Annotated in this window: 27 protein-coding genes; 12 read left to right on the forward strand and 15 right to left on the reverse strand. The window is 69.0% G+C overall.

Annotation, left to right across the window (positions count from 1 at the left end):
- Positions 1 to 3: 3 nt before the first annotated feature.
- Positions 4 to 1,365: an ABC transporter ATP-binding protein gene (locus KF708C_RS32390; protein WP_059415985.1), complete on the forward strand. Its 1,362-nt coding sequence runs from the start codon at positions 4 to 6 to the stop codon at positions 1,363 to 1,365.
- 52 nt (positions 1,366 to 1,417) lie between these two features.
- Here KF708C_RS32390 and KF708C_RS32395 read toward each other — a convergent pair whose 3' ends face one another.
- The 5 genes from KF708C_RS32395 to KF708C_RS32415 form a co-directional block, all read right to left on the reverse strand.
- Entirely contained in the window at positions 1,418 to 3,862 is a 2,445-nt protein-coding gene (locus KF708C_RS32395) for an FUSC family protein (RefSeq protein WP_059415888.1), read from the reverse strand.
- Between the two features lie 42 nt (positions 3,863 to 3,904).
- Positions 3,905 to 5,710 carry a M61 family metallopeptidase gene (locus KF708C_RS32400; RefSeq protein ID WP_059415890.1) on the reverse strand — a complete coding sequence of 602 codons (1,806 nt, stop codon included), beginning with the start codon at positions 5,708 to 5,710 and terminating at the stop codon, positions 3,905 to 3,907.
- A 93-nt stretch (positions 5,711 to 5,803) separates the two neighbouring features.
- Positions 5,804 to 6,793, reverse strand: coding sequence for an acrylyl-CoA reductase (NADPH) (gene acuI / locus KF708C_RS32405; protein WP_059415893.1), 990 nt, complete (start codon positions 6,791 to 6,793; stop codon positions 5,804 to 5,806).
- A 75-nt stretch (positions 6,794 to 6,868) separates the two neighbouring features.
- A complete protein-coding gene (locus tag KF708C_RS32410; RefSeq protein WP_020201980.1) occupies positions 6,869 to 7,627 on the reverse strand; it encodes a DsbC family protein in 759 nt (252 codons plus the stop codon).
- Between the two features lie 42 nt (positions 7,628 to 7,669).
- Positions 7,670 to 8,926, reverse strand: coding sequence for a UbiH/UbiF family hydroxylase (locus KF708C_RS32415; RefSeq protein ID WP_059415900.1), 1,257 nt, complete (start codon positions 8,924 to 8,926; stop codon positions 7,670 to 7,672).
- A gap of 150 nt (positions 8,927 to 9,076) precedes the next feature.
- On the opposite strand from KF708C_RS32415, the gene ychF reads away from it, so the two are divergent.
- The 4 genes from ychF to KF708C_RS32435 all read left to right on the forward strand — a co-directional run bounded on the left by ychF (position 9,077) and on the right by KF708C_RS32435 (position 11,331).
- Positions 9,077 to 10,168, forward strand: coding sequence for a redox-regulated ATPase YchF (ychF, locus tag KF708C_RS32420; protein ID WP_020201982.1), 1,092 nt, complete (start codon positions 9,077 to 9,079; stop codon positions 10,166 to 10,168).
- Positions 10,169 to 10,360: 192 nt separating this feature from the next.
- Positions 10,361 to 10,573: an addiction module toxin RelE gene (locus tag KF708C_RS36830; RefSeq protein ID WP_231586654.1), complete on the forward strand. Its 213-nt coding sequence runs from the start codon at positions 10,361 to 10,363 to the stop codon at positions 10,571 to 10,573.
- A gap of 122 nt (positions 10,574 to 10,695) precedes the next feature.
- Positions 10,696 to 11,010, forward strand: coding sequence for a helix-turn-helix domain-containing protein (locus KF708C_RS32430; RefSeq protein WP_059415902.1), 315 nt, complete (start codon positions 10,696 to 10,698; stop codon positions 11,008 to 11,010).
- A 9-nt stretch (positions 11,011 to 11,019) separates the two neighbouring features.
- Complete coding sequence (locus tag KF708C_RS32435; protein WP_059415906.1) at positions 11,020 to 11,331, forward strand: hypothetical protein; 312 nt, start codon at positions 11,020 to 11,022, stop codon at positions 11,329 to 11,331.
- A 29-nt stretch (positions 11,332 to 11,360) separates the two neighbouring features.
- Here the strand turns inward: KF708C_RS32435 and KF708C_RS32440 are convergent, their stop codons facing one another.
- The 8 genes from KF708C_RS32440 to KF708C_RS32475 all read right to left on the reverse strand — a co-directional run bounded on the left by KF708C_RS32440 (position 11,361) and on the right by KF708C_RS32475 (position 17,852).
- A complete protein-coding gene (locus KF708C_RS32440) occupies positions 11,361 to 11,867 on the reverse strand; it encodes a type II toxin-antitoxin system YhaV family toxin (protein ID WP_059415911.1) in 507 nt (168 codons plus the stop codon).
- A complete protein-coding gene (locus tag KF708C_RS32445) occupies positions 11,864 to 12,193 on the reverse strand; it encodes a type II toxin-antitoxin system PrlF family antitoxin (protein WP_059415990.1) in 330 nt (109 codons plus the stop codon). Before KF708C_RS32445 ends, KF708C_RS32440 begins: the two co-directional genes overlap by 4 nt.
- Positions 12,194 to 12,996: 803 nt before the next feature.
- Positions 12,997 to 13,653: a DUF799 domain-containing protein gene (locus KF708C_RS32450; protein WP_020423711.1), complete on the reverse strand. Its 657-nt coding sequence runs from the start codon at positions 13,651 to 13,653 to the stop codon at positions 12,997 to 12,999.
- Positions 13,650 to 14,036 (reverse strand): DUF4810 domain-containing protein, encoded by a 387-nt coding sequence (locus KF708C_RS32455; RefSeq protein WP_020201988.1) that lies wholly within the window; start codon positions 14,034 to 14,036, stop codon positions 13,650 to 13,652. The genes KF708C_RS32450 and KF708C_RS32455 overlap by 4 nt, the downstream gene beginning before the upstream one ends.
- A gap of 48 nt (positions 14,037 to 14,084) precedes the next feature.
- Complete coding sequence (locus KF708C_RS32460) at positions 14,085 to 14,747, reverse strand: CsgG/HfaB family protein (RefSeq protein ID WP_020201989.1); 663 nt, start codon at positions 14,745 to 14,747, stop codon at positions 14,085 to 14,087.
- Positions 14,748 to 15,199: 452 nt separating this feature from the next.
- Positions 15,200 to 15,700 (reverse strand): GDYXXLXY domain-containing protein, encoded by a 501-nt coding sequence (locus KF708C_RS32465; RefSeq protein ID WP_059415913.1) that lies wholly within the window; start codon positions 15,698 to 15,700, stop codon positions 15,200 to 15,202.
- Complete coding sequence (locus KF708C_RS32470) at positions 15,697 to 16,824, reverse strand: DUF4401 domain-containing protein (RefSeq protein WP_059415915.1); 1,128 nt, start codon at positions 16,822 to 16,824, stop codon at positions 15,697 to 15,699. Before KF708C_RS32470 ends, KF708C_RS32465 begins: the two co-directional genes overlap by 4 nt.
- Positions 16,821 to 17,852: a DUF2157 domain-containing protein gene (locus tag KF708C_RS32475; protein WP_059415918.1), complete on the reverse strand. Its 1,032-nt coding sequence runs from the start codon at positions 17,850 to 17,852 to the stop codon at positions 16,821 to 16,823. The genes KF708C_RS32470 and KF708C_RS32475 overlap by 4 nt, the downstream gene beginning before the upstream one ends.
- A gap of 154 nt (positions 17,853 to 18,006) precedes the next feature.
- Here KF708C_RS32475 and KF708C_RS32480 point away from each other — a divergent pair, with 154 nt between their 5' ends.
- Positions 18,007 to 18,774 carry a 5'-methylthioadenosine/adenosylhomocysteine nucleosidase gene (locus KF708C_RS32480; RefSeq protein ID WP_059415920.1) on the forward strand — a complete coding sequence of 256 codons (768 nt, stop codon included), beginning with the start codon at positions 18,007 to 18,009 and terminating at the stop codon, positions 18,772 to 18,774.
- A 46-nt stretch (positions 18,775 to 18,820) separates the two neighbouring features.
- Here KF708C_RS32480 and KF708C_RS32485 read toward each other — a convergent pair whose 3' ends face one another.
- Entirely contained in the window at positions 18,821 to 19,057 is a 237-nt protein-coding gene (locus KF708C_RS32485) for a hypothetical protein (protein ID WP_020201994.1), read from the reverse strand.
- Between the two features lie 272 nt (positions 19,058 to 19,329).
- Between KF708C_RS32485 and hemA the strand changes: the two genes are divergently transcribed.
- From hemA to KF708C_RS32515, 6 genes are all read left to right on the forward strand, one after another.
- Complete coding sequence (gene hemA / locus KF708C_RS32490) at positions 19,330 to 20,634, forward strand: glutamyl-tRNA reductase (protein ID WP_020201995.1); 1,305 nt, start codon at positions 19,330 to 19,332, stop codon at positions 20,632 to 20,634.
- Between the two features lie 152 nt (positions 20,635 to 20,786).
- Positions 20,787 to 21,869 (forward strand): peptide chain release factor 1, encoded by a 1,083-nt coding sequence (gene prfA / locus KF708C_RS32495; protein ID WP_020201996.1) that lies wholly within the window; start codon positions 20,787 to 20,789, stop codon positions 21,867 to 21,869.
- A 233-nt stretch (positions 21,870 to 22,102) separates the two neighbouring features.
- Entirely contained in the window at positions 22,103 to 22,429 is a 327-nt protein-coding gene (locus KF708C_RS32500; protein ID WP_020201997.1) for a hypothetical protein, read from the forward strand.
- Between the two features lie 183 nt (positions 22,430 to 22,612).
- Positions 22,613 to 23,512, forward strand: a complete 900-nt coding sequence (gene prmC / locus KF708C_RS32505) for a peptide chain release factor N(5)-glutamine methyltransferase (RefSeq protein WP_059415922.1) — start codon at positions 22,613 to 22,615, stop codon at positions 23,510 to 23,512.
- Positions 23,513 to 23,631: 119 nt separating this feature from the next.
- Positions 23,632 to 23,943: a Grx4 family monothiol glutaredoxin gene (gene grxD, locus KF708C_RS32510; RefSeq protein ID WP_020423715.1), complete on the forward strand. Its 312-nt coding sequence runs from the start codon at positions 23,632 to 23,634 to the stop codon at positions 23,941 to 23,943.
- A gap of 7 nt (positions 23,944 to 23,950) precedes the next feature.
- Positions 23,951 to 24,565: a UbiX family flavin prenyltransferase gene (locus KF708C_RS32515; RefSeq protein WP_020202000.1), complete on the forward strand. Its 615-nt coding sequence runs from the start codon at positions 23,951 to 23,953 to the stop codon at positions 24,563 to 24,565.
- 28 nt (positions 24,566 to 24,593) lie between these two features.
- Here the strand turns inward: KF708C_RS32515 and KF708C_RS32520 are convergent, their stop codons facing one another.
- On the reverse strand, positions 24,594 to 24,827 hold the full coding sequence (locus KF708C_RS32520) for a hypothetical protein (RefSeq protein ID WP_059415924.1): 234 nt from the start codon (positions 24,825 to 24,827) through the stop codon (positions 24,594 to 24,596).
- Positions 24,828 to 25,006 lie beyond the last annotated feature (179 nt).

Genomic DNA, 25,006 nt, shown 5'->3' on the forward strand with positions numbered 1-25,006 from the left:
ATCATGGCAAGCTCCCCCGCCACCACCGCCGCAACCGTAGCCGAACCCGTGGTCGAACTGCGCGGCGTCTCCAAGATGTTCCGCACCGCCGACCACACCGACCGCGCCGTGCTCGAAGGCGTGGACCTCACGCTGCGCCGCGGCGAGATCGTCGCCATGCTGGGCAAGTCGGGCTCCGGCAAATCCACCCTGCTGCGCATCATGGCCGGGCTGGTGGGCGCCGACCGCGGCGAGGTGCATTTCCGCGGCCAGCCGCTGCGCGGCACCGCCGAGGGCATCGCGATGGTGTTCCAGTCGTTCGCGCTGTTCCCGTGGCTGACCGTGCAGCAGAACGTGGAGCTGGGCCTGGAAGCGCAGGGCGTGCAGAAGGAAGCGCGCGCGCGCCGCGCCGAGGCGGCCATCGACATGATCGGCCTGTCCGGCTTCAACAGCGCGCTGCCGCGCGAGCTGTCCGGCGGCATGCGCCAGCGCGTGGGCATCGCGCGCGCGCTCGTGACCGAGCCCGACCTGCTGCTGATGGACGAAGCCTTCTCCGCGCTCGACGTGCTCACCGGCGAGACCCTGCGCGACGAGATGCTGGACCTGTGGGAAGACGGCCGCACCAACATCAAGTGCATCCTGATCGTCTCGCACAATATCGAAGAGGCGGTCATGATGGCCGACCGCATCGTCATCCTGTCGAGCGACCCGGGCCGCATCCGCGCCGAGGTCAAGGTGCCGTTCCCGCGCCCGCGCAACCGCGACTCCGCGCAGGTGCGCGGCCTGATCGACGAGGTCTACACGCTGATGACCTCGCCGGCCGCGCTGGGGCCGCGCGTCACCGCGCTGGCGGCCGCCAGCAACATCGGCTACCGCCTGCCGGACGCCGACATCAGCCAGATGGAGGCCATCCTCGACCTGCTGTGCGAGGCGCCCTTCCACGGCCGCGCCGACCTGCCGCACCTGGCCGAGGAAGCCGGCCTCACCGACGACGACCTGCTGCCCGCCTGCGAGGCGCTGCACCTGCTGCAGCTGGCCACCATCGAGCGCGGCGACATCACCGCCACTGGCCTGGGCCGCGCCTACTACGAGACCGAGCCGCCCGAGCGCAAGGTGCTGTTCGGCAAGCAGCTGCTGCTGCACGTGGCGCTGGCCGCGCACATCCGCCGCGAGCTGCAGCAGTCCGAGGACGGCGAGATCCGCGAGGAACACGTGCTGCGCGAACTGGAAGACTTCCTCAAGCCGGAAGAAGCCGAGCGCGTGCTGACCATCGGCATCGAATGGGGCCGCTACGGCGAGGTGTACGAATACAGCTACAACAGCGGCATGCTGACGCTGCCGCGCGAGGAGCCGCCGCCGGCGCCCGGCGCCGGCGCGCAGCCCTGACGGCGGCGAAGCTGCAACGAAGCAGCGATGAAGCAGCGCTGAAGCGGCGGCGCTAGCGCTGGCGCTGCCGCATGGCGCGGCCGATGGCGCCGGTGCGCAGCGCGATCTTGGCGGCGTCCTCGCGCAGCGCGCGCAGGCGGCGCTCGAGGATGGCGTTGGCGCTGCGCCCGGTGGAGCTTGCCGTGCTGCCGCCGCCCGGCTCGCGCCGGGCCGCGGTGGCCTTGGCCAGCTCGCCCGAGGCCGCGGCCTGCACCAGCACGTCGGCGCGGCGGCGGTCGGCGGAATCGGCCAGGCGCGCGCGGCGCGCGCTGGCCTCGTCGGCGGTGGAAGTGGCATCCACCGCCGCGTTGAGCGCGGCCGCCGCCAGCGGCGCGGCGCCCGCCGCGGACACATGGCCCGGCCCCGCTTCGGCGCCGGCCCTGGGCATGGCGGGCCCGGCCCCGACCGCGGCCGCCGCCGCGGTGGCCGGCTCTCCGGGGCGCACGAATCCCACGCCGCGCCCGCCCGCGCGGTCGTCCTCCACCAGCCGCTCGCTTGCCAGCGCGAGGCTGTTCGTGGCGGCGTCGATGGCCTGGCGGATGGCGGCCTCGGCCGCCGGCACGTCGAGCTCGCCGTAGTGCTCGCGCACCTGGATGCGCGCCGCCGCCACGTGCGCGGCCACCAGGTAGTTCTGCACGATGAAGCGGCTCAGGTTGTCCACCGCGCGGTGCCGGCTCTTGGGCTCGTCGAGCATGCGCTGGAACGAGCCGATCAGCGCCGACAGGCTGTCCATGAACTGCTTGCGCTGCACGCGGTAGGCGAAGTCGTCCTTGGCCACGCGCAGCAGCAGGTCGCGCGTGGCGGCGATGTAGCGGCGGTTGGCCTGCAGCACGTTCTCCACCAGCGCGGGCAGCGCGCGGTACTCCCAGCTCGGCAGCACGAAGCTGAACACCGAGGCGATCACCCCGCCGATCACCGTGTCGATCAGCCGCTCGCCGGCCACCGTGGTGCTGCCCGGCAGCAGCAGGTTGATCTGGATGAGCACCTGCACGCAGGCGGCCACCGCGGTGTAGCGGTACTTGATGGTGGAGAACGCCGTGCCCGCCACCAGCGCCACGAACAGCACGCCGAGCAGCACCAGCGGCTGGTGCACCACGCGCAGCACCGCCACCGAGATCGCGCAGCCGATCAGCGTGCCGATCAGGCGGTCGTTGTAGCGCTGCTTGGTCATGCTGAAGTTGGGCTTCAGGATGACGATGATGGTCAGCAGGATCCAGTAGCTGTGCGAGACGTAAGGCAGGTGGTCGGCGATCCACAGCCCCGCGCCCACCGCCAGCGTGATGCGCAGCGCGAAGCGGAACGCCGGCGACTTCCAGTTCAGGTTGTCGCGCAGCACCTTGAGCTCGTAGCGCTGGCGCGTCAGGAACGGCGTCATGTCCGGGCCGGGCAGCACCTTGCTGGGCTCCACCGGCGTGCGCGAGGCCTCGTGCAGCTGCGCCACCAGCGCGATGGCGCCCTTGATCATGTCGAGCGTCTCGGCCAGCGCGGTCATCGCCGCGGGCGGGATGTGGTGATGGCGCAGCTGCGCGATCTCGGCCTCGACCGCGCGCAGCTCCTGGCGGTAGTCCACCTCGGCATAGGAGTAGCGCCCGCGCGTGATGTCGTAGGCGATCGACTCCACGTCCTGGCACATCAGCTGCACCAGCCGGCGCAGGTGGTCCAGCACCGGCGTGCCGGCGAAGGTCTGGCGCAGCAGCGGGTAGTCAGTGTTGGTGGAGAGGATGTACTCGTACAGGTCCAGCATGCGCAGGTGCGCCTGCACCAGCAGCCCGTCATGCGTGGTGCGGTTGCCGCGCAGCACCAGGTCGCGCGCGGCCTGCTGGCGCTCGGCCACCACGATCTGCTGGCGCACGAGCTGGTTGAACTGCGCCTCGTAGTCGTTGCCGGCATCGTAGAAGCCGGCCTTGATCTCCAGGTAGCCCGCCATCTCGTACAGCGCCTCGGCCAGCACCTGCTGCTTGGTGCGCCGCTGCGTGGCCCAGCTCACCGCCATCGCGTAGCCCATGTAGGCCACCGCGCCCGCGCCGAACAGCAGCGCGTGCTCCAGCGCGCGCCGCACCACGAAATCCTCGTTGACGGTCAGCGTCATGACGAACAAGGCCGAGAACTGCAGCGGCAAGGTCTTGTTGCCGTAGGCCGTCATCATCCCGGCCATGAACGTCACCAGCACCAGCACCAGCGGCATCACGCGCGGGAACGGCGTGGCCATCGCCACCGCCAGCGTGACCGCCGTGCACAGCAGCACGCTGGCCAGCATCTCGTTGAACTTGTGGTTCAGCGGGTTGGGCAGGTCCATCAGGCTGGTGCACAGCGCGCCGATCGACACCACCATCGCGGTGGGCAGGTCGGTGAACTGCATGGCCACCAGCGTGGCGCCGATCACCCCGGTGGCCGAGCGCAGGCCCCGGTAGACGTAGTGCGAGTAGATGAAGGTGCGGGGATCGTGCGCGTATTCCATGTGGCGGCTTGGGGCTGGCCTCGGGGCGGGGCGCGGCCGGTCTTACTGGCCCAGCCAGCGGGCCCGCATGGGCTGGCGGCCGCCCTCGGCCGTCACCGTGTACTGCGCGGCCGGCTCGCGGGCGAAGGTCAGCGGCAGCACGTGCAGCTCGTCGCGGCGGAACACGTGGCACTCGGCGCGGTCGCCGGCGCGGTAGCGCGCCAGCAGCTTGTCCAGCTGCCCGGGCGCCACGCGCAGGCCGTCCAGCGCGGCCAGCAGGTCGCCCGCCGACAGCCCGGCCGCCTGGCCGGCGCCGCCGTCGAGCACCTGGGTGACGCGCACCCAGCCGTCCTCGGTCTTGGTCTTGATGCCGAGCGCGGCATTGCGCTCCGGCTTCGTGGGCGCCGCCTTGATGCCGAACGGCTTGAACAGCGCCGCCAGCGGCAGCTCGCCGGTGCCTTCGGTCAGCGCGCGCAGCAGCGTGCCCAGGCGCAGGCCAGTGACTTCATCGATGAGGACATGGACCTCGGCCTCGGTCACGCCGCGCTGCTGCGCGCCCGGCGCGTAGAAATCGCTGCCGTAGCGCTGCCACAGCGCGCGCATGACGTCGTCGAGCGAGCGGCGGTTGCGGGTCCGGGCGCGGATGGTGAGGTCCAGCGCCAGCGCCACCAGCGAACCCTTGGTGTAATAGCTGACGATGGCATTGGGCGCGTTCTCGTCCTGGCGGTAATACTTGGTCCAGGCGTCGAACGAGCTTTCGGCCACGCTTTGCTTGGTGCGGCCGTTGCCGCGCAGCACGCCGTTCCAGGTCTTGGCCAGCAGCTCGACGTACTGCGCCTCGGTGATGGCGCCGCTGCGCACCAGCATCAGGTCGTCGTAATAACTGGTGAAGCCCTCGAACAGCCACAGCAGCGGCGTGTGGGTTTCCTCGCGCAGCCGGTACGGCACGAACGCCGCGGGCTTGATGCGCTTGACGTTCCAGGTGTGGAAATACTCGTGGCTGCACAGGCCGAGGAAGGTGCGGTAGCCCTCGGTGGCCTCCGCCTTGCCGCGCGCCGGCAGGTCCGCGCGCGCGCACATCAGCGCGGTGCTGGCGCGATGCTCCAGCCCGCCGTAGCCGTCGGTGGTGACCATCGTCATGAAGACGTAGCGGCGGTTGCTGTCGAGGAACGGCGCGCGTTCGGTCTTCGGCTCGAACAGGCGGATCTGCGCTTCGCAGACCTGCTTGAGGTCGCGGCACACGCGCTCGAGGTCCAGTTGCGGCACGCGGCCGGTGAAGACCACGTCGTGCCGGGCGCCGCACGCGACGAAGCTGCCCAGCGCGAAGGTGCCCATCTCGACCGGGTGGTCGACCAGCTCGTCGTAGTCGGCCACCTGGTAGCGGCCGAAGCCGTAGCGCTTCGCGCCGCCGCGGCCCGGCGCCTCGCGCATGGCGGTGGCGACGCGCCAGCCGGCGTAGGCCTCGCCCGCGGGCGGCAGGATGTCCACCGTGCAGGGCTGGTGCTCGCGCCCCTCGGCGCACAGGAACACGGAACTGCCGTTGAAGAAGCCGTGCGTGGCGTCGAGGTGCGCGGCGCGCACCGACAGGTCCCACGCGTACACCTCGTAGCTCAGCGTCAGCGGCCCGTCCACCGGCGCGGCCTGCCAGCTCTGCTTGTCGCGCTTGGCCAGCGCGACCTGCCGGCCGCCCGCGTCGGCGCGGATGCGCACGATGTTGCGGGCGAAGTCGCGGATCATGTAGCTGCCGGGAATCCACGCCGGCAGGTAGAACTGCTGGCCGGCGGGATCGGGGGCGTCCACCGTGACGGTGACGGCGAACAGGTGCGCTTCCGGTTGAAGCGGGGCGATGGCGTAGTGGATCGGCTTCATGAGCGTGATTGTAGCGCCATGCCCGCGCGCGCTTCCGCCATGCCGCGCCGTGCCGCACCGTGTGCCGCGCTGCGCTGGCGGCCGGCCGGGCCGTCAGGCGTTGATGTTCACCACCACGCGCCCGCGCATGCCGCCCTCGACGATCCTGCGGCCCGCCTCGATGGCGCCGGACAAGCCGATCTCGCTGGTGATGGCGCGCAGGCGGTCCGGCGCCAGATCCGTGGCCAGCCGCTGCCAGGCCTGCTCGCGCCTGGCCATCGGCGCCATCACGCTGTCGATGCCGTACAGCGTGATGCCGCGCAGGATGAACGGCGCCACCGAGGCCGGGAAGTCCAGCCCCTGCGCCAGCCCGCAGCACGTCACCGCGCCGCCGTAGCGCACCTGGGCGCAGGCGTTGACCAGCGTGTGCGAGCCCACCGAGTCCACCACCGCGGCCCAGCGCTCCTTCTGCATCGGCTTGCCGGGCTTGCCCAGTTCGGTGCGGTCGATCACCTCGGCCGCGCCCAGCGCCTTGAGGAAATCCGCCTCGGCGGTCTTGCCGGTGGACGCCGCCACGCGATAGCCGAGCTTGGACAGCAGCGCGATCGCCACCGTGCCCACGCCGCCCGAGGCGCCGGTCACCAGCACCTCGCCATCGCCCGGCGCGACGCCCGCGCGCTCCAGCGCCAGCACCGACAGCATGGCGGTGTAGCCGGCCGTGCCGATGGCCATCGCCTGCTGCGCGGTGAAGGCGTCCGGCAGCTTCACCAGCCAGTCGCCCTTCAGGCGCGCGCGCTGCGCCAGGCAGCCCCAGTGCGTCTCGCCCACGCCGAAGCCGTTGAGCACCACGCGGTCGCCCGCCCGCCAGCGCGGGTGCGCGGATTCCAGCACCGTGCCGGCGCCGTCGATACCCGCCACCATCGGCCACTTGCGCACCACCGGCGCGCGGCCCGTGATGGCCAGGCCGTCCTTGTAGTTGATGGTGGAATAGTCGACCGCGACCAGCACGTCGCCATCCGCCGGCAGGGCGGATTCCTCGAGCGCGGTGACGGCGGCCTGGGTGGCGCCGCCGTCCTGGGTCAGCAGCAATGCCTGGAACGTCATGATGTCTCCTTCCGCGTCAGCGGATAGCGAAGGTCAGATGAACGAGGCGCCGGGCATGGCCGCCGGCGCGAGAGCTTACTTCTTGAGGCCGGCGAGCTTGCGCTCGAGCGTGGCGGCGTCGGCGGCGCCGGGGATGCGCGTGCCGTCCATGAAGAACACGGCCGGGGTGCCGGTGATGTTGAGGCTCTGGCCCAGCGTCAGGTTGTCATCCACGGGCGTCTTGCAACTGCCGTTGCCGGTCAGCGCCACGCGGTTGAGCATCCAGTCGCGCCAGGCCTTGGTGCGGTCGGTCGCGCACCAGACCTGCTTGGCCTTGACCTCCGAGTCCGGCGACAGCACCGGGTAGAGGAAGGTGTAGACCGTGATATTGTCCATCTGCTGGAAGGTCTGCTCGATGCGCTTGCAGTAACCGCAGTTCGGGTCCGAGAACACCGCCACCTGGCGGCTGCCGTCGCCCTTGGTCCACTTGATGGCGCGCGCCAGCGGCAGGTCCGACCACTTGATGCGGTTCAGGTCCGCCACGCGCTCCTCGGTCAGGTTGGTGCCGGTCTTGGTGTCGACCATCTCGCCGTTGATGACGTAGCGCCCGGTGGCGTCGGTATAGACCACCTGCCCGCCGATATTGACCTCGAACAGGCCCGGCACCGGCGTCTTGCCCACGCTCTTGACCTCGGCGCGCCCGCCCAGCATCTTCTGGATCGACTCCTTGATGCGGTCGGTGCCCGGTTCGCTCGCCGCCACGGCGTGCAGCGCGAAGCCGGCCGCCGCCAGGCCGCCGGCAAGAGTGGCAACGGTCGCCGACAGGGCGGGACGGCGGCGCAGGAATTGCAACATGATGACTCCAGGTATCCGGTGATCCGGCGCGCGCTTCGGGCCTCAGCCCAGCGCGCGGCCGATGAGAAAACGTTTGAGCAGCGGCTGGCCGCCCACCGCCCGCATGCCGGCATTGCGCACCGTGCGCGCCATGCCGCCCGGCAGCGAGAACAGCCGGTGCAGGCCGTCGGTGGCCGCCGTCAGCGACAGCAGGTCCGTGGCGCGCGCGCGCTCGTAGCGGCGCAGCAGGCGCAGGTCCCCTTCGCCGCGGAACGACTCTTTGGCGGCCATCACGCGGCCAAGTTCCGCCACGTCGCGCAGGCCCAGGTTCATGCCCTGCCCGGCCAGCGGATGCACCACGTGGGCCGCGTCGCCCACCAGCGCCACGTGCGGCTGCGCGAACTGCTCCGCGCGCTGCAGCACCAGCGGGAAACCCTGCGCCGGCGTCACGCAGCGCAGCGCGCCGAACTGCCGGCCCACCGCGCCGCTGGCGGCCTGCATCACGGTGGCCGAGAGCGCCTCCGGCGACAAGGCCAGCAGCTCCGCCGCGTGCGCCTCGTCGGCCGACCACACCATCGACACGCGCCGCCCCGGCAACGGCAGCAGCGCCAAGATCTCGCCGTTGGCCGGCTCCTCGTCCGCCATCAGCTTGGCCGGCGCGCCCAGGAACCACTGCCAGGCCGTGTCCTGGTGCGGCTGCTCGCATTCGAAATTGGCCACCACGCCAAGCTGACGGTAGCGCCGCTTGGAGACCGGGATATGACACTGGTCGCGCAGCCACGAGCGCGCGCCGTCCGCGCCCACCACCAGCGCCGCGCGCACCTTGTCGCCGCCGGCCAGCGTCAGCGTGGCGCCGTCGTGGTCGCGCTGGAACGCCGCGGCGGTATCGTCGAACCAGTGCACCTGGTGCTGGAACCGCAACGCCGTATCCAGCACGCGCTCCACCTGGCCCGACTCGATGATCCACGCCAGTTGCGGCACCGTGGCCGCATACGCCGAGAAATGCAGGTCGCCCGCGGCCGGGGCATCCTCGCGCGCCGCGCTGGCGTCGCCGGACACCCGCATGTCGCACACCGGCTGCACCCGCGCCGGATCCAGCGCCTCCCACACGCGCAACTGCGCCAGCAGCGCCTGCGAGCTGGCCGAGAACGCATAGATGCGGCTGTCCCACTGGTCTGCCGCCGGCGCGCTCGCCTGCGGACGCGGCGCGACCAGCGCCACCTGCATGCCCTGCTGGGCCAGCAACAACGCGCAAGCCTTGCCGACGATACCGCCGCCGACCACGGCAACCTGGAAACGGGAGGGGGATGGACGAGTCATGGCTGGATTATAGCCATCCCGGCACTTCGCCCGCGCCCGTCCCGTGCGCCGGCCAACGCCGCGCCGGACCGCCGCCGCCGGCCACCCCGGGCACGGTGCGCACACGCCCATCCGCTAGAATAGGGGTTTTGCTATTTCAAGCCTTCTACCATGAGCCTCAAATGCGGCATCGTCGGCCTGCCCAACGTCGGCAAGTCCACGCTGTTCAACGCCCTGACCAAGGCCGGCATCGCCGCCGAGAACTATCCGTTCTGCACCATCGAGCCCAATGTGGGCGTGGTGGAAGTGCCGGATCCGAGGCTTGCCAAGCTCGCCGAGGTCGTCAAGCCCGAACGCGTGCTGCCGGCCGTGGTCGAGTTCGTCGACATCGCCGGCCTGGTAGCGGGCGCCTCCAAGGGTGAAGGCCTGGGCAACCAGTTCCTCGCCAACATCCGCGAAACCGACGCCATCACCCACGTGGTGCGCTGCTTCGAAGACGACAACGTGATCCACGTGGCCGGCAAGGTCGATCCGCTGTCCGACATCGAAGTGATCAATACCGAACTGGCGCTGGCCGACCTCGCCACCGTCGAAAAGGCCCACGCCCGCTACATCAAGCCCGCGCGCGCCGGCGACAAGGAAGCGCTGCGCCTGGTCGCCGTGCTGGAAAAGGCCCAGGCCGTGCTCAACGAAGCCAGGGCCGTGCGCACGCTCGACCTGTCCGACGAAGAATGGGCCGCCATCAAGCCGCTCTGCCTGATCACCGCCAAGCCCACCATGTACGTGGCCAACGTGCGTGAAGACGGCTTCGAGAACAACCCGCACCTGGACGCCGTGCGCGCCCACGCCGCCAAGACCAAGTCGCCGGTGGTCGCCGTGTGCGCCGCCATCGAAGCCGAGATCGCCGACCTCGACGACGCCGACAAGGCCGAATTCCTGGCCGACCTCGGCATGGAAGAACCGGGCCTGGACCGCGTGATCCGCGCCGGCTTCACCCTGCTCGGCCTGCAGACCTACTTCACCGCCGGCGTGAAGGAAGTCCGCGCCTGGACCATCCACGTGGGCGACACCGCCCCGCAAGCCGCCGGCGTGATCCACACCGACTTCGAACGCGGCTTCATCCGCGCGCAGACCATCGCCTATGAGGACTTCATTACCTACAAGGGCGAACAGGGGGCGAAGGAGGCCGGGAAGATGCGGGCGGAAGGGAAGGAGTATGTGGTCAGGGATGGGGATGTGATGAATTTCTTGTTTAACGTGTGATCAGCGTTTGAGCATACTCAGCGGCCGTCTCTGACCGGCTCGCAAGGGAAAAGCCCCGCAAGGCATGAAGCCGGCGGGGCTTTTTCATTTGGGATGTTGCTGGCGAGCACCCTGCAGCCCATGCCAGTCGAGAGCCAGCAACTCGGCGTAGTGGATTTCCATCTATACGCAATTTGCGTATGATTAACATCCATGAAAGCCGTCTTCGTCGAATTGCCCGCCTTCGCCCGATACCGGACCGCGTACCTGGATGATGATGCATTCCGTGGACTGCAATCGGCCATGATGATCAATCCGGAGGCCGGCGATGTGATCGAAGGCACCGGCGGCCTGCGCAAACTGTGGCATGGTGATCCGCGCAGGGGCAAGGGTAAGCGCGGTGGCCTGCGGGTGATCTACTACTGATGGGACGGTGGCCGGCAATTCTGGCTATTCACCCTGTACGACAAGAATGAGTTGAAGGACTTGAGCGCCGACGAGAAGAAAGCGCTCAAGCGTATGTTGAAAGCAGAACTGGAAGTCAGGCGATGAAAAAACGGAACCTGTTTGCGGAAATTGCCGAGGGTTTTGATGCCCTGTCCGATGCGCGTACCGGCAAGCAGACACTGCGCACGCACGAGGTGGAGATGAAGTCGGCGCCCGAGATCACCGCCGGCGAACTGCTCGCGCTGCGGGAGCGCTTGCACCTGTCGCGGCCGGTGTTCGCCAGCTACCTGCGCACCAACCCCCGCACGCTGGAAAATTGGGAGCAGGGCCGGGCCAAGCCAAATGCCCAGGCCGCCCTGCTGATCCGCCTGGTCGAGAAGTTTCCTGATACGGTGGAACGGCTGGCGGTGGTGTGAGGGGATTAATTGGTCGGCGAGGGATTTGACCATCCTCCGCTCGATACCCTCGTGCTCGCCATGCCGATCTCGTGGAAGGGAACGCTGCAACAATACGCAGGCCGCCTCCACCGCGAACATGCAAACAAGACTCGCGTGTGTATCATCGATTTCATCGACTCCGGCCACCCCGCCCTGCTGCGGATGTGGGATCGGCGACGGCGCGGCTACCAGGCGATGGGTTATCGGATTCCAGCGTCTTCAATCGGAAACGATCTGGATTTCGAATTGGAGACTTCAGACGAGACGGATGCCCAGCGGACCACGGCCACACCGGACTGAGCAACGCTGCTCTCGGGAAATTCGCGGACTCAATCGAGTCGTTCAAGACCCACTCGGTGCGGCCGCAATTCATCTTGAGATGCTTCGCCAAGCAACTGCGCCCAGTCATCAGGCGGATGCCCGCTCTCCAACATCCTGCGAAACACCCGGTACGCGTCGTCGTTGCTCTCATAAGCACGCCGGGTGTCATCGTCGTTGACCCACGCGAATACGATGATCTTGCTCGGCGCGTGATAGCGAAAGAACAAACGGTATTGCTGGAAGAACTTCACCCGGAACCAGTGCTTATGGCTATCGCCAAGGGCATTGCCTTGGCGATATTCCGGCCGTGAGGGATCCTGCGGAATGACCTCGAACACCAACTTGGAGATGGCCGCCAGCCGCTTGCTGGCATTCTTCTTCATATACCCGGCCGGGTCTTTTTGCCTGAGCGATTCGACCTGCCGAGTCAACGCCGCGAACTGATCGAGGAACAGCGGATGTGCAAAGATCGTCCAGCCATTGATCAGCAATGGCGCAGACTTGTGCGCCCTCATTCGTCATCCGCCGACAGCGCAGAATCAAGATCGACTTCGACGCCACCGACCAGCGACTGGAGGCGATGCACCAGACTGGCATCAATTATCTGCAGCCGCTCCGGATGCGTGACGAGGTCGTGGGCAAGGAAGTCCAGGAACCGGGCGAGTACAGGATCGTCCTCCGTCTGTGCCTCGACCCGCGACAGCACGACCTCGCCGCCAGGACGAATGGTGTAGTGGATCTTGTCGCGCTTACCCAGGCCCAGAGCCCGCCGGACAGTCTCCGGCACGGTGGTCTGGTAACGATCAGTCAGGGTCGATTCGGCCTCGACGGTGGCGGACATGGGCGCTCCCATCAAAAGAAAAGAAACAACAAACAAGGTAATGCAATCGCATTACCAGGTCAATGCGGGACGTCTGAAAAGATCCGCTAGACATGATGTCTGCGATGCTTTTGTTTCGCTGCGGTCGCCGTGCTACGTGCCGCACGTCCCTCCGCTATGCAACGCGGCCAGTTCGCTGACACCAACGTCTCGTTCACCAGCTCAGCCGCCAACGAAAGCAGCCGGCCCTGCATGTCATCCGGCTGCCTTTCGAGCGTACCCGCGGCAGCGCAATCGCTCGCCATCGAAAGCAGCGCATGAAGCTGGGCCGCCTTCTCGGCCGCAAGGCTGAGCGGGCTTTCCGCTGGCGCATGTGCCGTCACGAATGTCCGACGCCTGTATGTTCGGCGGTGATACCAAAGCGGGTGTGCTTATGCATCGTATGTCCCCCTTTGTGCAACCAACACACGTTGAGAACATACTGGTTTCTGCTGGGATAGAAATCGCCCGATATGGGCGAACGAACGTCTGGACATAGAGTTACCTCCTGAACGGTTCACACACTACCTGACGGTGGTCTTCCTACGTTCCCGAGACGCCAATCCCGACCGCGCTCGTTGCTGCGGCTAGCCCAGTATAGTGTTTGCTCTGTGCGTGAGCGCTGCTGTCGCAGCATTTGAGAATCGGCTCACAAGACAATTCCGAGCATTCGGCATACCGACTCTGCCGCCCCAACAAAAAGCCCCACAAGTCCATCAACCCGCGGGGCTCCCAAGTCCAAGCAGCCCTTCAAACCAGCCACTCAAACCCAATCACAACCAACCTCAATCCGTCTCATACCGAGGCGACCGGGGCCCGAACAGGATGCTGCCCGGATGCCCGGCCGACAGCAGCCGCGTGCTCGTCACGCCGGCCACCTTGTGCCCGGCTTCGGTGACGTTGTTGAGCACCTGCTTGACCGCCGCGGCCACCAGCGCGCCGATCAGCCCGCCACCGCTGTTGCCCTGGTCGTCCGTGGCCGAGGCGCTGCCGCTCCACAGCGTGGCGCCGGTCTTCAGGTCGACCAGCTTGGCGCTGGCGGTCACGGCCGTGACGCTGTTGATGACCATGTACGAGGTGCCGTACTTCGATACCGTGATGTAGAGCGCGGCGTCGGCGCCGAAGATCTCGCGCAGCTTGGCCGGGGCGACCTGGTGGATGTCGCCGGGGGTGGTGAGGCCGTTCTGCTTGAAGGTTTCGTCCACCAGCGCCACGGGCAGCACGTAGTAGCCGGACTCCGCCAGCGGGTAGGTGACCTGGGACAGCATGCTGTAGGTCGCCTTCACCTCGGGCGATTCGTTGAGCGGCGGCAGGACCACGATGGAGCGCGGGCGGCTGGACTTGAACGCGGTGTAGTCGACGTTCTTGCGCGGCGCGGCGCAGCCGGCGGCGAGCACGGTGATCGCGGCGGCGGCGAAAAGGCGTTTGAACATGGGCTTCATTTCTTGTCTTCACCCCGCTTGACGTTCTTCATCAGGAAATCGACATAGGTGGCCGACTCGGGGAACAGGGTCTTCTCGGTCTGGAATTCCTGCACCATCTGGTCGTCCTTGCCGATCTCGGCGTAGAGCATGCCCAGGTGGGCGTGGTAGCCCGGCGGCGGCGTGGCGCCGGCGGCCGCGATCTTCTGCATGTCGCGCTCGAGCGCTTCGATCTGCGCCTGCTTGGGCTCGCCCTTGAAGTATTCATAGACCTGGGGCTGGTAGCTTTCCCATTGGTACAGGGTCTTGGGTGCCGCGCACCCGGCCAGCAGAACGCTTCCCGTCAAGGCCAGCGCCACGGGGCGCCACGGCCGGTACTGCTTTTGCTTTTTGACTTCTTTCACTTCTTCTCCTCTTCGACAAACGAACCGGCCTGGCCGGTCTCACCGGCTTTACGGATTGCCCGGCTTCCACGCTCCGCTTTCGATGCCGCTGATCAGGTTGGTGACCGCTTCGCGCATGGCCAGGTCGAGCACCTTGCCGTTGAGCGTGGAGTCGTAGCTCTGCGTGCCGCCGAAGCCGATCACCTCGCGGCTGGACAGCGCGTATTCCCCGGCGCCCTGGCTGGAGAACACGACTTCCGAGGTGGCGATGTTGACCACGTTGAGCGCGACCTTGGCGTAGGCCACCTGCGACTTGCCGCGGCCGAGAATGCCGAACAGTTGCTGGTCGCCGACTTCCTTGCGGCCGAATTCGGTCACGTCGCCGGTGATCACGTAGTCGGCGCCCTTCAGGCGCTGCGCCTGGCTCTTGATCTCCGCCTCGCGCTTGATCTCGGCCATGTTGTCGCGGTCGAGCACGTTGAAGCGGTTGCTCTGCTGCAGATGCGTGATCAGCACGGTCTTGGCCTGGCCGCCGAGGCGGTCGATGCCGTCCGAGAACACGCCGCGCATGTAGCTCGAGCGGTTGTCGAACTTGCCCACGGCGATCGGCGTGCGCACGCCGGCGTATGGGCGGCTCGCGCTTTCCACTTTCTGCACCGGCAGCGCGGTCGACGTCTCCGTCGCGCAGCCGCCGAGCAGCCCGGCCAGGGCCACGGCCCCGAGCAGGTGCATTGCGCTGGATTTCTTGTTCACTAAGATTTCTCCTCTTCATTGCCCCATCAGACATCGGACTCCGCCGCGCGGGGCGGTCGCGGAAATCCGGACAACCGATAAGAGTAACGGCAGCGCGCCGCCATGCCCGCACCCTTCCATCGTCGGGTGTACAGGGCGAATGGATGGTGCCGGCGGCTTGCGGGAAATGACGAAATCCGTGCGGCGATCGCCTGGGCTGAACGTGCCGTCAAGGCACGCAGGGATCGAGGCGCGAGGCGCGGCTTTGCGCATCGCGCGCGTAGCGTTACGCCATGTCTTGAAGACGATACCAAGCAGGACCTGCGCGAATCATTGCGCGTTGTGGCAATGCCGCGACACGCAATCAGAGCGGTCTTATATAGCCATCTCGAAATAAAACGAAACGGGGTATCGCCGGGTGCGTGGCCGTGAATCGTATGCGAATGTCAGTTTCAGAGGGGCTGCAGGTTTTCGTCCCGCAGCCCTACCAGCAGTGCCTGCCCCTCAGCCCCCACACGGAACTCGCCGAAGCGCGCTTTCTCGAAGCGCGCGCCCTGCCCTTCCTGGAAGAAATAGGCGTCGGTCGATACCTGCACCTGCACGCCGCCCCAGCGCGACGGCACGGTCTGGAAGCGCAGCAGTTGCTCGCCCGCGGCGAGCGGCTCGCCGGCATGCAGGCGCACGAGGCTGGCTTCGCCGCGCGCGTCGCGGCGGACCACGGCGACCTGCTCGCGCTCGGCGGGCAGGTCCTGCCGCTGGCGCGCCGCGCGGATGGCGTCGGCAATGGCGAAGTTCAGCGCCATGTAGTCGCCCTGCATCAGCGAGCGCGGATCGACGGGCGCCAGCCGCAGGTAGACGGTGTCGCCGCGCGCGAGCAGGTGCTCCCTGGTGCCGACGGCGGCGGCGGCCAGCCCGAGCGTGAGCACCCAGGCGATCAGGATCCAGCGTTTCATGACAAGCTCCTTGCGCCGGCGCGTTGCAGCCCGGCGCGCAATGCCAGGACGGCGAGGCCGGCGCCGGCCAGCGTGGCGGACTTGATCAGCAGCGTCCAGTGCAGCGCGCCGTAGTACCAGATGAAGCCGCCGGCCAGCGCGGCCACGGCCAGCCCGAGCCACGGCAGCGAGCCGCGGCGCAGCGCGAGGCCGAGCGCGAGCGCGGCGGCAACGACTGCGGGCGCGCCGGCCAGCAGCGCGCTGAACAGCACCGCGCCCGCCACGGCCGCGGCGCGTATCGGGCCGGCCAGGCGCAGGCGGCCGCTCTCGGCGAGCACGAAGGCGGCCAGCACCGCGCCGCACAGCGCGCCGGCCATCCAGTATGGCGTGGCACGGCGCGCGGTCTCGGCATCGAACAGGAAGGTGTAGGGCGTGCCCAGGCCAGTCACCACCAGCGCGGCGCCGAGCGCGAACAGCAGCGTCGCATCCGCGGCCGGCTCGAGCCAGCCGTGCCGGCCCGCGGCGCAGAGCCGGCCTTCGGCCCACGTGAATCCGGCCAGCAGGGCCAGCGCGAGCGGCGCCAGCCAGACCAGCGACAGCGCCGTCCATTCCCAGGCATGGCGCAGGTCCGGCATCATCGCCAGTTGCAGCGCCACCGCCGCGCCGCTCCACACGCCGAGCGCGCACAGGAAGCGATGCAGCCGGTTGCGCACCAGCGCGTAGAGCACGGCTTCGAGCAAGGCCAGCGCGATCCAGAACGCGGCGGTCTCCAGCAGGCGGGTGCCGCCGTAGGCCTGGCCCGCGCCGAACGCCAGCAGGTTCTGCCCGCTGAGGCTCACGGCGAGCGCGAACTGTTCGAGCGCGATGCCGGTGCGGCTCCGGTACAGCACCGCCGCCAGCGCGATCATGGCGGCGCCGCACAGGGCCATCGCCACGCCGCTGTCGCGCGCGGCCACGAAGACCGAGCCGAGCAGGAAGGCCAGGAAAAAGATCGCGCCCAGCCAGCCGGCCGCGCCCATCAGCAGCCGCACCGCCCACGGCGCGCGCGCCTGCGCCGGCGCAGGCTGCGCGTGCACCAGTCCGCGCGCGACTAGGTCTTGCCACAGCCGCTGCACTACTTGCACCATTTCGCGCTGGTTGCTCATGCCGGCTCTCCTTGCGCGAAGGCCGCGTCGTGCTGGCGCTGGGCGCGCAGCAGCCACGCGGCGGCCGTGGCGGACAGGCCGATGGTCAGCAGCCCCAGCAGCAGGAACGCGCCAAAGCCCGCGTGGCTGCCGTCCAGCAGCACGCGCGCGGCGGCCGTCACCACCATCACGATGAGGGCGAAGCTGGCCAGGCTGAGCGCCACCACGTCGAACGCGCGCAGCCGGAACCAGGCCAGCAGCGCGCCCAGCGCCAGCAGCGCAAGGCCGAACATGGCCGCGTCGAAGCGGCTGTCCAGCAGGCTGCCGATGCCGAGCCAGCCGGCATACGCGCACGCCAGCGCGGCCAGCATGCGCGCGCCGGCCAGGCCGCGAAAGCCGAGCGCGGGCAGCGCGGCGCGCAGCGCGAACCACAGCGCGAGCTGCGCCAGCGCGGCGGCCAGCAGGAACAGCGTGGTGCCGCGCTCGCCCGCCGCGCCGAACAGCAGGTCGAACATGCCGCCCACGCCCAGCCGCACGCTGCAGTAGCGCAGCAGCGCCACGTTGGCCAGCACGAGCACCAGCCACCAGTGCGGCGCGGCGCGCGCGGCCAGCGCCCACGGCGCCGCCAGCAGCGCCCACAGCGCGAACAGTTGCCAGGCGTCGGCGCCGCTCTGGTAGACCTGCCCGATCACGGCCAGCAGCACGCCGGCCACCACCTGCGCGCCGCACAGCGCGGCGCGGGCAGCCATGTCGCCGCCCGGGCGCAGCCACGCGAAGGCGGCCAGCAGGCTCAACGCGCCGGCCAGCAGTCCGAACCTGGCGAACTTGTGCAGGTCCTGCCAGTTGAAGGCGAAGAAGACGATCACGCCGGCGCACAGCAGCGCCGCGCCGAGCGCCAGCAGCGCGCGGTCCAGCCAGTGGCGCCACGCGGCGGCGTCGGGCTCGGCGCGCGGCCAGGCGGCGGCCACGCCGTCGGCGGCGATGGCATGCTGCTCGCGCCAGTCCGCCAGCGCCTGGCGCACGGCGCGCCGGTCTTGCATGCTTTGCATCGAGGATGGCTGCATGGGTGTCCCGTGTGATGGATACGCCTGTGCACTGTAGCAAACGCGCGCGCGGCCGCGCAGCTTTCCTTGCCGGCGCCGCCACCGCTTTGCGACCGCCCGGCGGGCCGGTATGCTGTGCGTTTCTCTACCTGCGCCCGCCATGACCCTCGGTATCCTCGCCGCCATCCACGATGAAGTCGACGGCCTCGTGGCCGCCATGCGCCACGACGACGCGCGCGCCACCGTGCGGCGCATCGGCATGCGCGACTATCACGTCGGCCACCTGTACGGCCAGCCTTGCGTGCTGGTGCTGGCGCGCATGGGCAAGGTGGCGGCCGCGGCCACCACGGTGACGCTGGTGCGCGAGTTCGGCGTGGACGAGATCGTCTTCACCGGCCTGGCCGGCGGCATCGGCGCGCGCACGCGCGTGGGCGACGTGGTGGTGGCCGACCGCACGCTGCAGCACGACCTGGACGCGCGCCCGTTCTTCGCCCGCCACGAGGTGCCGCTGCTCGACCGCGCCGAATTCCCCGCCGACCCGGCGCTGACCGCCGAATTGCGCGCGGCCGTGGACGGCTATCTGCGCGAGGAGCTGCCCACGGCGATTCCCGCGGACGTGCTGGCCCGCTTCGGCGTCGGCGCGCCCGCGCTGCACGTGGGCATGATCGCCAGCGGCGACCAGTTCATCGGCTCGCCCGCGGCCGCGGCGGAATTGCGCGAGCGCCTGCCGGGCGTGCTGGCGGTGGAAATGGAAGGCGCCGCGGTGGCGCAGGTCTGCCATGAATATGGCGTGCGCCATGCGGTGATGCGGACCCTGTCGGACCGCGCCGACGATACCGCGCACGTCGATTTTTCCGCGTTCCTGACCGAGGTGGCCAGCCATTATTCGGAAGGGGTATTGGGGCGATTCTTGCGCAACCGCAAATAAACCGATTCGCCACGGGCCACTACGATAACCCGGGCAAGAATGCCGGTCAGCGCCGCCGCGCCAGCCCCCAGACTCCGACCAGCACGCCGGCGCCGGCGACGCCGGCAAACCAGCCCGCCATCTGCCCGTCCGTGAACCAGTGCAGCGCGCGGCCGCCATAGAAGGCCGCCATCGCGCCAAGCGCGCCGAACACCACGGCCGCCGGCACGCTGACCCGCCCCGAGGGGTGGAGCGAGCGCGCGGCGAGTCCGACCAATACGCCCACAATCAGCGTCCCAAGCATCACTTTTCCCAAGAATCCGTGCCATGACGCGGCGTTTGCGGCACGAGCGCCGGCGCCACGTGGCTCGGAGGATACGGTAAACCGTTCCCGACCCCGCCCTTCCGAAGCAAATTCTGCATCGGGCGTTATAATGTAGCCCGGTTCGGCGGCGCAATGCGCCGGAATCCGCCGCGTGGAAACCGCGCCGCGGATTTGCCTTTTGAAGCCCGCGCGGCAGCCAGCCTGGAGCATGGCACCCCGCGGGGCCCGGACCCAAAGACGTGTCCCCCACCATGCAACTGCTTGCGATCGGTATCAATCACACCACGGCGCCCGTCTCGCTGCGCGAACGGGTGGCGTTTCCGCTTGAGCAGATCAAGCCGGCGCTGGGGGCGCTGCGCACGCACCTGGCGGGCAGGAATGGCACCGAAGCCGCCATCCTGTCCACCTGCAACCGCACCGAGATCTATTGCGCCACCGACGTGCTGGTCAACGGCGACGCCGGCTTCGAGCACACGCTGCGCTGGCTGGCGCAGCACCACAACGTGCCGGCCGGCGAACTGGCGCCCCACCTGTATTCCCTGCCGCAGTCCGAAGCCGTGCGCCATGCGTTCCGCGTGGCCAGCGGGCTGGACTCGATGGTGCTGGGCGAAACCCAGATCCTGGGCCAGTTGAAGGACGCGGTGCGCACCGCCGGCGAGGCTGGGGCGCTTGGCACCTACCTGAACCAGTTGTTCCAGCGCACCTTCGCGGTGGCCAAGGAAGTGCGCGGCCAGACCGAGATCGGCGCGCATTCGGTGTCGATGGCCGCCGCCGCGGTGCGCCTGGCGCAGCGGATCTTCGAAAGCGTCTCGACCCAGCGCGTGCTGTTCATCGGCGCGGGCGAGATGATCGAGCTGTGCGCCACGCACTTCGCCGCGCAGACGCCGCGCCAGATCGTGGTGGCCAACCGCACCGTGGAGCGCGGCGAGAAGCTGGCCGAGCAACTGGCCGAGCAGGGCCTGACCACCGAGGCGATCCGCCTGTCGGACCTGGGCGCGCGCCTGCATGAATTCGACATCGTGGTGTCCTGCACCGCCAGCTCGCTGCCCATCATCGGACTCGGCGCGGTGGAGCGCGCGGTCAAGCTGCGGCGCCACCGCCCGATCATGATGGTGGACCTGGCCGTGCCGCGCGACGTGGAGCCCGAAGTCGCGCGCCTGGACGACGTGTTCCTGTACACCGTGGACGACCTCGGCGCCATCGTGCGCGAAGGCAACGCCATGCGCCAGGCCGCCGTGGCGCAGGCCGAGGCCATCATCGAAAGCCGCGTGCAGAACTTCATGCACTGGCTGGAAACCCGCAGCGTGGTGCCCGTCATCCGCGACCTGCAGGCGCAGGGCGAGGCCATGCGCCAGGCCGAGCTGGACCGCGCGCGCCGCATGCTGGCGCGCGGCGACGACCCCGAAGCGGTGCTCGAGGCGCTCTCCGGCGCGCTCACCCGCAAGTTCCTGCACGGCCCCACCCACGCGCTCAACCACACCCAGGGCGACGACCGCGAAACCCTGCTGCGCCTGGTGCCGGGCCTGTTCCGCCACAGCAGCCACTCCGAGCGCTAGCAGCGCTCTGCCACCGGCGGCGCGCGTCCTGCGCGCCACCAGCCCTTGCCTGCCGCGGCATCTTGCCCGGACATGCAATCCCGACGCCGCCTGCCGGCATCCGCCCCAACCCAGTACGACCTCCGCTTCAGCGCGACCCTGCCCGGATACCCATGAAAGCCAGCATGCTAGCCAAGCTCGACCAGTTGTCCGAGCGACTCGACGAAGTCAACGCCCTGCTCGCCCGCGAGGACGCCACCGCCAAGATCGACGTCTACCGCAAGCTCACGCGCGAGCACGCGGAACTGTCGCCGGTGGCCGAGCAGTACGCGCAGTACCGCCAGGCGCAGGAAGACCTGGCCACCGCGCAGGCGCTGCTGGACGACCCCGAGATGAAGGAGTTCGCCACCGACGAGATCGGCGCCGCGCGCGCGCGCCTGGAGGCGCTGGAGATCAGCCTGCAGAAGCTGCTGCTGCCCAAGGACCCCAACGACGACCGCAACCTGCTGCTGGAAATCCGCGCCGGCGCCGGCGGCGAGGAAAGCGCGCTGTTCGCCGCCAACCTGCTGCGCATGTACACGCGCTATGCCGAGCGCCAGCGCTGGCAGGTGGAGGTGATGAGCGAATCGCCGTCCGACCTCGGCGGCTACAAGGAAGTCATCATCCGCATCGCCGGCGACGCGGCATTCTCGCGCCTGAAGTTCGAGTCCGGCGGCCACCGCGTGCAGCGCGTGCCGGCCACCGAGGCGCAGGGCCGCATCCACACCTCGGCCTGCACGGTGGCGGTGATGCCCGAGGCCGACGAAGTGGCCGAGGTGCAGATCAATCCCGCCGACCTGCGCGTCGACACCTTCCGCGCCTCCGGCGCCGGCGGCCAGCACGTGAACAAGACCGACTCGGCGGTGCGCCTGACCCACATCCCCACCGGCATCGTGGTGGAGTGCCAGGACGACCGCAGCCAGCACCGCAACAAGGACAAGGCCATGAAGGTGCTGGCCGCGCGCCTGATGGACGCGCAGCTGCGCGCCGCGCAGGCCAAGGAGGCCAGCACCCGCCGCAACCTGATCGGCTCGGGCGACCGCAGCGACCGCATCCGCACGTACAATTTCCCGCAGGGCCGGGTCACGGACCACCGCATCAACCTGACGCTGTACAAGATCGAGGCGATCATGGACGGCGACCTCGACGAGCTGCTGTCCGCGCTGGCGGCGGAACACCAGGCCGACCAGCTCGCGGCGCTCGGCGAGGACCATTAATCGCATGAATGGCCGCGCGGCGCCGCCATTATCGGGCGCCGGTTATGGCGGCCGGGGCCGCGATAACCCATCTCGCAACCTATAAATCGGCTCTTAACGAAAACCTTTGTATCTGTTGTAAATGCTTGAAACAGCACTGGCGTGACATATGCCGCTGTCTATAATCGATTTCGACCGAGTCGCCACACAGAGGGCGGCGTGTCGACCCTCCTAATGGACAAAAGGACGAAATCATGAAGAAATTGCTCGCGCTGTTGATGATCACCGCTGCCCTGACCGCCTGCGGCAAGAAGGAAGAAGCGCCCGCCACGCCTAGCGCCGACAGCGCCATGCAGAACGCCGCCGATTCCGCCAAGGCCGCCGCCAGCGATGCCGCAGCCGCAGCCAGCAATGCCGCCGACGCCGCCAAGGCCGCCGCCAGCGGTGCCGCAGCCGACGTCTCCGCCGCCGCCGAGCAGGCCAAGACGGACGCCGGCAACGCGATGCAGCGCGCCAAGGATGCCGCCAAGGATGCCGTGAACGCCGGCGCCGACAAGGCCAAGGACGCCGTCAACAAGTAATGCCGCCGCGCGGACAAGCGCGCTACACTGCGAACCCCGCCGAGGCACGCGCCAGGCGGGGTTTTCCTTTTTTCCGGCGCCCTTCCCGGCGCCTTTCCCGCGCCCGTCCCGTCGTTTTTCCGGCACCCGCCTGTCACCCGCTCGTCATTCGCTTGTTGCCCGTCCGCCGCCTGACTTTCACCCATGTCCAGCCCCGCCCCCGCCCAGCCCGCCGTCCTGCCTGAAACCGTCACGGTGCGCCATGCCCTGGCGCTGGCCACGGCGGCCGGCCTGCCGGCGCTGGAGGCGCGCATGCTGCTCACGCACGTCACCGGGCTGACCCGCACGCAACTGATCACGCGCGACGGCGACACGCTGGCCGCCACCGAGCGCGACCGCTTCGGCGCCCTGCTCGCGCGCCGGCTCGCCGGCGAGCCGGTGGCCTACCTGCTCGGCGAGCGCGAGTTCTTCGGGCGCCCGTTCCGCGTCACGCCGGACGTGCTGATTCCGCGGCCCGACACCGAGATCGCGGTGGAGACCGCGCTCAGGCTGATCGCGCCGCTGGCCGCGCCGCGCCTGCTCGACATGGGCACCGGCTCGGGCGCGCTCGCCGTCACGCTGGCCTGCGAGCGGCCGGACGCGGAAGTCTGGGCCACCGATGTCTCGGCAGGCGCATTGCGGGTGGCGCAGGACAACGCGCGCGCGCTCGGCGCGGCCAACGTGCGCTTCCTGGCGTCGGACTGGTATGCCGCGCTGCCGGACGGCCTGCGCTTCGACCTGATCGTCAGCAACCCGCCGTACATCCCGGCAGGCGACCCGCACCTCACGCAGGGCGACCTGCGCTTCGAGCCGGTCGACGCGCTGACCGACCACGGCGACGGCCTGTCCGACCTCGCCGCCATCGTCGCCGGCGCCGACGCGCGCCTGCGCGCCGGCGGCTGGCTGCTGATGGAGCACGGCTACGACCAGGGCGAGGCCGCGCGCGGGCTGCTGGCGGCGGCGGGCCTGGCCGACATCTTCACCGCGCGCGACCTCGCCGGCCACGAGCGCTGCAGCGGCGCGCGGCGCTTTGTGGCGCCGCCGGCATCCGGCGGCGGCGCCTGAACGGGAACGGCCGATTCCGGTAAAATCGTTTCCTTCATGGCGTGCACTCCGCGCGCCTGCCGATTTCCCCCGCCTGCGGCCGCCGGCACGACCGGCCCCGCGCAACCGAAAGAGACATCATGAGTGACGTGCAACAAAAGATCGACCAGATCGTCAAGGGCAACCCGGTGGTCCTGTTCATGAAGGGCACCGCCCAGTTCCCGATGTGCGGCTTCTCCGGCCGCGCCATCCAGATCCTGAAGGCCTGCGGCGTGGACGCGCCGACCACGGTCAACGTGCTGGAAGACGAAGGCATCCGCCAGGGCATCAAGGAATACGCGAGCTGGCCGACCATTCCCCAGCTCTACGTCAACGGCGAATTCGTCGGCGGCTCGGACATCATGATGGAGATGTACCAGAACGGCGAACTGCAATCGCTGCTCAAGGCCTGAGCACGCGATGAGCGCAGCCGGTGATGCAGGCCGGGGCGCCGGCAAGCCGCGGCGCCTGATCGTCGCCATCACCGGCGCCACCGGCGCGGTCTACGGTGTGCGCTTGGTGCAGATCCTGCGCGCCGTGCCCGGCGTCGAGACCCACCTGCTGATTTCGCCCGCGGGCGTGATGAACCTCCAGCACGAGCTCGACATGGGCAAGGCCGAGGTCGAAGCGTTCGCGCACGTCGTGCACAACGTGCGCGACATCGGCGCCACCATCGCCAGCGGCTCGTTCGCGTCCCACGCGATGGTGGTGGCGCCGTGCTCGATGCGCACGCTGGCCGCGGTGGCGCACGGCCTGTCCGACAACCTCATCACGCGCGCGGCCGACGTCACGCTCAAGGAGCGCCGCAAGCTGGTGCTGATGGTGCGCGAGACGCCGCTGAACCTGGCCCACCTGCGCAACATGACCGCCGTCACCGAGATGGGCGGCATCATCTTCCCGCCCGTGCCGGGCTTCTACCAGAAGCCGCAGAGCGTGGCCCAGCTGGTGGACCACACCGTCGGCCGCGTGCTCGACCTGATCGACGTGCCGCAGACGCTGGCGCCGAGCTGGGGCGGGCTCAACGGCCAGGCCTGAGGCCGCGGCGGGCGCGGCCCCGTCCGCCTCAATGCCAGTAGCGGTAGCGGCGGCCGCCGCCGTAGTAGCCGCCGCGATAGCCGTAGTAGCCGCCGTAGACCCCCGGCGTCACCACCACCGCGGGCGCGGCATACACCGGCGCCGGCGCCACGGCCACTTCCCCGCCGCCGCCGTAGCCATAGGCCGGATAAGCCGGATAGACCGCGCAGCCCCCGAGCAGGGCGGCGCCGGCCACCGCGATCCCAATCATCCACGTTTTCATTTTCGTTGTCCTTTGCGGGCAGGTTATTGCCTGCCCATAAGAACGTTATACGGGGCGGGTCGGTAATACAGGGTCAATGTGCTGTAACCGTTGTTACGAATGGAAACGGGATGGCGTTTGTATGGGCCAATCGGGAAGAACGGGAAAAAGGGGAAGACGGAAGCGCCGTGCTTCCGCCA

It is taken from the genome of Cupriavidus basilensis, from assembly GCF_000876015.1.
GTDB lineage: Bacteria > Pseudomonadota > Gammaproteobacteria > Burkholderiales > Burkholderiaceae > Cupriavidus > Cupriavidus basilensis_B.